Origin of the sequence: Paraburkholderia sp. CI2 (genome assembly GCF_014201055.1) — a bacterium.
GTDB classification, from domain to species: domain Bacteria; phylum Pseudomonadota; class Gammaproteobacteria; order Burkholderiales; family Burkholderiaceae; genus Paraburkholderia; species Paraburkholderia tuberum.
Window position 1 is genome coordinate 159684 of sequence record NZ_JACHDL010000017.1, and the last position, 6097, is coordinate 165780.

The 6097-nt window shown below is 61.5% G+C and carries 6 protein-coding genes, 1 tRNA gene and 1 pseudogene; 3 read left to right on the forward strand and 5 right to left on the reverse strand.

Translation table 11 applies throughout. The annotated features are described in order from the left end of the window. Positions 1–6 precede the first annotated feature (6 nt). The 3 genes from HDG32_RS22990 to HDG32_RS23000 all read right to left on the reverse strand — a co-directional run bounded on the left by HDG32_RS22990 (position 7) and on the right by HDG32_RS23000 (position 1914). Positions 7–843, reverse strand: coding sequence for an undecaprenyl-diphosphate phosphatase (locus HDG32_RS22990; protein ID WP_184070912.1), 837 nt, complete (start codon positions 841–843; stop codon positions 7–9). A gap of 90 nt (positions 844–933) precedes the next feature. Next, entirely contained in the window at positions 934–1527 is a 594-nt protein-coding gene (locus tag HDG32_RS22995) for a DUF1439 domain-containing protein (RefSeq protein WP_184058121.1), read from the reverse strand. Positions 1528–1611: 84 nt separating this feature from the next. Then, positions 1612–1914, reverse strand: a complete 303-nt coding sequence (locus HDG32_RS23000; RefSeq protein ID WP_184070914.1) for a YkgJ family cysteine cluster protein — start codon at positions 1912–1914, stop codon at positions 1612–1614. Between the two features lie 178 nt (positions 1915–2092). Between HDG32_RS23000 and hemN the strand changes: the two genes are divergently transcribed. The 3 genes and pseudogenes from hemN to HDG32_RS23015 form a co-directional block, all read left to right on the forward strand. Next, the gene (hemN, locus tag HDG32_RS23005; protein WP_184070916.1) at positions 2093–3478 is read left to right on the forward strand and encodes an oxygen-independent coproporphyrinogen III oxidase; all 1386 of its coding nucleotides are present in this window, start codon (positions 2093–2095) and stop codon (positions 3476–3478) included. A gap of 123 nt (positions 3479–3601) precedes the next feature. Further along, positions 3602–3686: transfer RNA gene (locus tag HDG32_RS23010), tRNA-Leu, on the forward strand. A gap of 201 nt (positions 3687–3887) precedes the next feature. Then, positions 3888–4644: pseudogene (locus tag HDG32_RS23015) on the forward strand (tyrosine-type recombinase/integrase); the annotation flags it as partial. Positions 4645–4883: 239 nt separating this feature from the next. On the opposite strand, the gene HDG32_RS23020 reads toward HDG32_RS23015, so the two are convergent. Continuing rightward, the gene (locus tag HDG32_RS23020; RefSeq protein WP_184070918.1) at positions 4884–5303 is read right to left on the reverse strand and encodes a DUF4279 domain-containing protein; all 420 of its coding nucleotides are present in this window, start codon (positions 5301–5303) and stop codon (positions 4884–4886) included. A 9-nt stretch (positions 5304–5312) separates the two neighbouring features. Continuing rightward, positions 5313–6056 carry a hypothetical protein gene (locus HDG32_RS36615; RefSeq protein ID WP_311540335.1) on the reverse strand — a complete coding sequence of 248 codons (744 nt, stop codon included), beginning with the start codon at positions 6054–6056 and terminating at the stop codon, positions 5313–5315. Between the last annotated feature and the right edge of the window lie 41 nt (positions 6057–6097).

The following is a 6097-nucleotide window of genomic DNA, read 5'->3' on the forward strand; positions in this document are numbered from 1 at the left end:
CAAATCTCATTCGGCCCAGCTCAACCCGCCGCTATAACCGATCAGCAGGATCAGCAGGCCAAAGCCGATCCGATACCACGCGAACACCGTGAAGTCGTGCGACGCGACATAGCGCAGCAGCCAGCGGATGCAGACGAACGCACTGACGAACGCGGCCGCGAAGCCGAGCGCGAAGCTGCCGAGCGCGTCGGTGGTGAGCAGGTGCCAGTCCTTGTACAGCTCATAGGCCGTCGCGCCGAAGATGATCGGAATCGCGAGAAAGAATGAAAACTCGGTCGCGGCGCGGCGCTCGATGCCGAACAGCATGCCGCCGATGATCGTCGAGCCCGAGCGCGAGGTCCCCGGAATCAGCGCGAAGCACTGTGCGAGACCAACTTTCAACGCATCGAGCGGGCTCAGATCGTCGATGCTGCGCACCCGCACCGCCGCGTCGCCGCGCGCGCGCTGACGCGCCTCCGCCCACAGGATCACGACGCCGCCCGCGACCAGCGCAAACGCGACCGGCACCGGTGAAAACAGCACCTCCTTGATCGACTTCTCGAACAGCAGGCCGAGCACGACTGCCGGAATCGTCGCAATGATCACGTTCAGCGCGAAGCGGCGCGCCTCGGGCCGGCTCGGCAGCCCCACGATCACGTTGCCGATGCGCCGGCGAAACTCCCAGCACACGGCGAGAATCGCGCCGAGCTGGATCACGACATCGAAGGTCTTCGCGTGCTCGTCGGTGAAATCCAGCAGACTGCCGACGACGATCAGATGCCCGGTGCTCGACACCGGCAAGAACTCCGTCAAACCCTCGACCACGCCGAGAATCAGCGCCTTGCAAGCCAGTAACCAGTCCATCCGTGCCCCTTATCGCGGTAGGTTGTCGCAACGAAATGGGCCCGCACGGTCATGACTGGCATGCGCGGCCCACGTGGCCGCGCGTGCCAGTCATCTTTCGACGATCTGCACGCGTATGCCGTTTGTAAGGATCGTGATTGTACCGGGTTCGTAGTTGACGCCGGCAAATTGCAGTTGCTCGGGCTTGAACGTGTAGATCGGATAGTTGGTCAGCAATTGGGTCGCGAGCAGCGCCGCGGCCGCGTTGATCTGCTGCGTGTACATCTGCGCCTCGCCGCTCACGCTGACGTTGTCGACACTCGGCGACTTGAGGATCACCGAACGGCTCGCCGCGTCGTATGCAAGTTCACTCGACAGCGTGAACACGCCATCGACCGGCTGCTGCAGGAACGGACTCGCGAAACGCGCGTCGAGCTTCACCTGCACGCGGTTCGCATCGGGCAGCATGCCCACCACCGGATTGCTCAGCGCGACATCGAACACCTGCGACACCGTGCGCTGATACGGGAACTTGCGCTGCACGGCCTCCTGCACCTGCTTCTGCGAGAACGTGTAGTGCGACGGCATGAACGGAAACGTCGGGCTCGCGCAAGCCGCGAGCGACACAGTGATGCCAAGCGCGCTGCAGCCGGTCAGCGCAGCGCGCAGAAAGCGGCGCCGGGCCGGCGCTGCAGGTCGAGTCATGCGAAATCTCCTGTGGAAGCCCTTGCGGACATCGGCTTGCATTGACGGGTGTGGTCAGCGACGGCGTTTACCGCATGCCGCGCGTCATGGATGGGATGCCGGTTGTGTTTGCGCCTCGAGTTGCGTGAGCCACGCGAGCGCTTCGCCGCGATTCGCGCCGCACATCTCGAGTTGCGGCTGCAGACCCGAGCAGCATGCGGGCCGCTCCGGCCGGCCGAAGATCGCGCAGCGCAGATCGTCGCCGAGTTGCACGCAGCGCACGCCCGCCGGCTTGCCGTTCGGCATGCCTGGAATCGGGCTCGAAATCGACGGCGCGGTACAGCACGCGCCGCAATCGGGACGGCACGCGTGAGCGTCCACCCATGCACTGTTCAACCTTTGATCCACGTCATCTTTCCTGAACTCAAACCTTGGCAACGTGTTGCCAGACCCGCATTGTGCCACTGCCTGTCCGTGCGACCCTTTTACACAATCGGGTTCCGTGGGCACGCACGTAAACTCGAAGCTGCTGACTGACCATGACACGCGGCACGCTGCGAGAGCCGCCCACCGTCCGACACCGCTCATGTCCCTAGCCGACACCCTGTTCCGCCCCGACCTGCTCGCGCGCTACAGCGCGAACGGTCCCCGGTATACGTCCTATCCGACCACGCCGCAGTTCCGCGAATCGTTCGACACCGCCGACTATCACCGCGCCGCCGCCGACCCGGGTGCCGCGTCGACCGATCTGTCTCTGTACTTCCACATTCCGTTTTGCGACACCGTGTGCTTCTACTGCGGCTGCAACAAGGTCGTGACGAGAAATCGCGCGCATGCGCGCCCGTACCTTGAGCGGCTCAAACGCGAAATCGGCTTGCAGGCGGCGTGTTTCGATACACAGCGGCCCGTGTCGCAATTGCATTGGGGCGGCGGCACGCCGACGTTTTTGTCGCATGACGAGATGGCCGAGCTGATGGCCGCGACGCGCGAGCACTTCAAACTTCTGCCCGACGATCGAGCCGAATATTCGATCGAGGTCGATCCGCGCGAGGCGTCGCCCGATACGGTCGCGCTTCTGCGCCGCCTCGGCTTCAACCGGCTGAGCCTCGGCGTGCAGGACTTCGATCCGCACGTCCAGCAGGCGATCAATCGCATCCAGCCGTTCGAGATGACCGCATCGGTGATGCAGGCGGCGCGCACGTACGGTTTTCATTCGATCGGCGTCGATCTGATTTACGGGCTGCCGCATCAAACCGTCGCGAGCTTCAACCGCACGCTCGACACGATGCTCGAACTGGCGCCGGACCGGCTGTCGGTGTTCGCGTATGCGCACATGCCGCAGCTCTTCAAGATGCAGCGCCAGATGGATCCAGCGACGCTGCCGTCGAGCGAGGAGCGGCTGGCTCTGCTGCAACGGGTCGTCGAACGGCTGACTGAGGCAGGTTATGTGTACATCGGCATGGATCACTTCGCGCTGCCCACCGACGAGCTCGCTCGCGCGCAGGCGCAGCGCACGCTGCATCGCAATTTCCAGGGCTATAGCACGCGGGCCGAGTGCGATCTGATCGGTTTTGGCGCCTCGTCGATCGGCAAGGTCGGCGACGTGTACGCGCAGAACGCGCGAGAGCTGCCCGCTTACACCGACTCGATCGATGCGGGCCGGCTCGCGATCGCGCGCGGCATCCGCCTGTCCGCCGACGACCGTCTGCGGCGCGACGTGATCACGCAGCTGATGTGCAACCTCGAACTGCGCTTCGACGAATTCGAAGCGGCGTACGGCATCCACTTCGCCGACACGTTCGCGCCGGAACTCTCGCGTCTGCGTTCATTCGAGGACGACGGGCTGATCTCGCTCGGCGCACGCAAGCTCGAAGTGCGAATGGCCGGCCGCATGCTCGTGCGCAATCTCGCGATGGAATTTGACCGCTATCTTGGCGAGCAGACGCTCACACGATTCTCGCGCACGGTCTGAGCACCGCTCGCCGCGAACGCGCTGTGGCGGGTGAAGGCAATCGACTTGCCCGTCTACCGATTTTCGGCCATAATCTGCGTCTTCCTTGCGCGCTGAACTCCCGATGCGCGCGCTGCAGTATCTGCCCAGGTGGTGAAATTGGTAGACGCAGGGGACTCAAAATCCCCCGCCGCAAGGCGTGCCGGTTCGATTCCGGCCCTGGGCACCAAACACTCTTCAACCGGTTTCAACGGTTCACCACGAAGCCCCGACAGCTAGCGCTGAGCGGGGCTTTTGTTTGCCATAGTCTCCAAGGGTTCACCAGCGATTACAACCCCCACCAGGGGGTCGTTTCGGGGGTTGCCACGATTCAAGCGCCCGTCGGATGGAAAACGCCCCCAGCAGCGGCGCGACAACCGGAGACGCAAACATGGCGCTGACCGATGCCACGATCCGTAACACGAAGCCGGGTGAAAAACAGCAGAAGCTGTACGACGGTGGCGGCCTGCTGCTGCTTGTCACGCCAACGGGCAGCAAGCGATGGATTTTCAAGTACCGTTTTGCCGGAAAGGAAAAGAGCCTCGCACTTGGCGTCGATCCAGGCGTGCCGCTTGCCGATGCCCGCAAGCGTCGGGACGACGCCCGCGAAAAACTGGCAGCAAAACATTGATCCGGGGGAAGCCAAAAAGGCCGGGAAACGCGCCGCCCGCCTTGCTGCTGCCAATTCATTCGAAGCCGTTGCGCTCGCCTGGATGGAAGAGCGCGGCCAGTCCGTTGAAAGCGGGCAGTATGAAAAAACGCTTGCGTGCTTCAGGAATGACGCGTTTCCCTGGCTTGGCAAGCGACCCATCGCGGAAATTGACGCACCCGAGATTCTGGCGGTCCTTAAACGCGTGGATAGCCGGGGCGCTCGCTTTACGGCTCACCGTCTGCGCAGCGAAATAAGCCGCGTGTTCCGTTTCGCGATCAAGGAGGGCTATTGCAAAACCGATCCGGCACGCGATCTGGTTGGCGCAATACCGCCTGCACAGACAACGCATTTCGCCTCGATCACCGAGCCCGCCAAGGTCGCGGAGATGTTGCGGGCCTTCGATGCCTTTTCCGGCACGTTCCCGGTTTTGTGTGCGCTCAACCGCACAAAATTCATTCGCGAGCGCCGCGAGATGATGCAGGAGTGGGCCGATTACCTTGACCGGATCAAGGCCGGGGCCGAAGTCATTCCGATCAAAGGCGGGACGGTCGCCTGACTACCTCAGCGGGACAACCATTTGGAACAGCGCCGCCCGATGATGGAAGCGTGGGCCGTGCATGTTTGCGGCATAGAGGATTAGTTCAGAAGTGCGGCCCATAACACTTGCGCTGTGCCTTACAAGCTCGCACAAAAAAGCCGACTCGCGAGGATCGGCTTGTGCATTCGAGCGAGGCTCTATCGATATTCATCAATCTCAACCGTGCCGCCCATGGCTTCCATCATGGTGCGAATATCGTCGGGCACATCAGGCACGCGGTCGCCGCTCTCATTGTCCCAATAGCAGAAGAAGCGCATCTGTGCGCCAGTGCGCTTGAGCAATTCGGGCAGGTCTGATCGGGGCAATGCCAAGCGTTCGACAAGATAGCGAAGGTGAGGCGCAAGAATATTACTCTGAACATGCCCCTTGCTATCCACACTCCATACACCAATTCGAGCGGGGTACTTGCTAGTGCGCCCAGATGGTGTAGTGCGGAATTGCCCCCGAACACTCTGCATGTCCGGTTCAACGCCAAAATAGTTTGTCCAGAATTCGGGCCGCTCCACGTCCTGATAGATAGTGAAAGAAGCATGTGCAAGTTGACGGGTCGTTACCATAACATTCCTTTAGGGTGCCCAGCTGTGCATGTTGTCGATAATCACGCCGTGAAATTCCACGTCTCCATCGTCATGCCAGATTACGTTGTTGTCGCCGCGCAATTTGTTGTACTGCTTCATAGCGTGAAGCATGTCGCTGAACGTGTTTTGATCGTATCCAAGCATCTTGGCGGCATAGCGTGGGTTATTGGTGCTCGCTGCGAGTTCAACGACATCGCCGCTCAACGCATCAGGCACATACTCAAACGGCTGCGCGTCGCCGAGCAGCGTTGATGCGCCTCTATCGCCAGCCCTGGCTGCGCGCGCAGCGTTCAGCCGGGTTTGCAAGGTGGCCGGATCATACTGGACAGACAGCACAGGTTCGCCGTCCGGGCGATTACCGGCCCTCGCTGCGATATCCCTCAAGGGCGTGCTGCTGTAGGGTGACGGAAACAGGCTATCGCGAGGGCCTTTAATGGCAAGCAGGGCACCGCGGCGCACCTCTTCGAGAAGCGCAAGGATGACCCACCAGCCATCGGTGTCAGGGTTCCGGTCCCGTACATGATGAAAAAACAGCCAGTGACCGCCAATGAGATTCCTGACTAGTTTCCGGTCCTCCTCCCACTTCCTGTGATTCAGTTGGGCAATGTCAAGAAATTCCCGGGTCTCCGCACTGGCCCTCTGAAGGTCTGCGGCCTTGCCGAGACACGCTTTATAGTGGGCGGCCTCAAATCTGAAGTGCAACACCGTTTCGTATAAGGTGTTGCGATGCACGAAAGAAAGTACCAGCAACTTCAACCTGAAGAGCGCCTGAC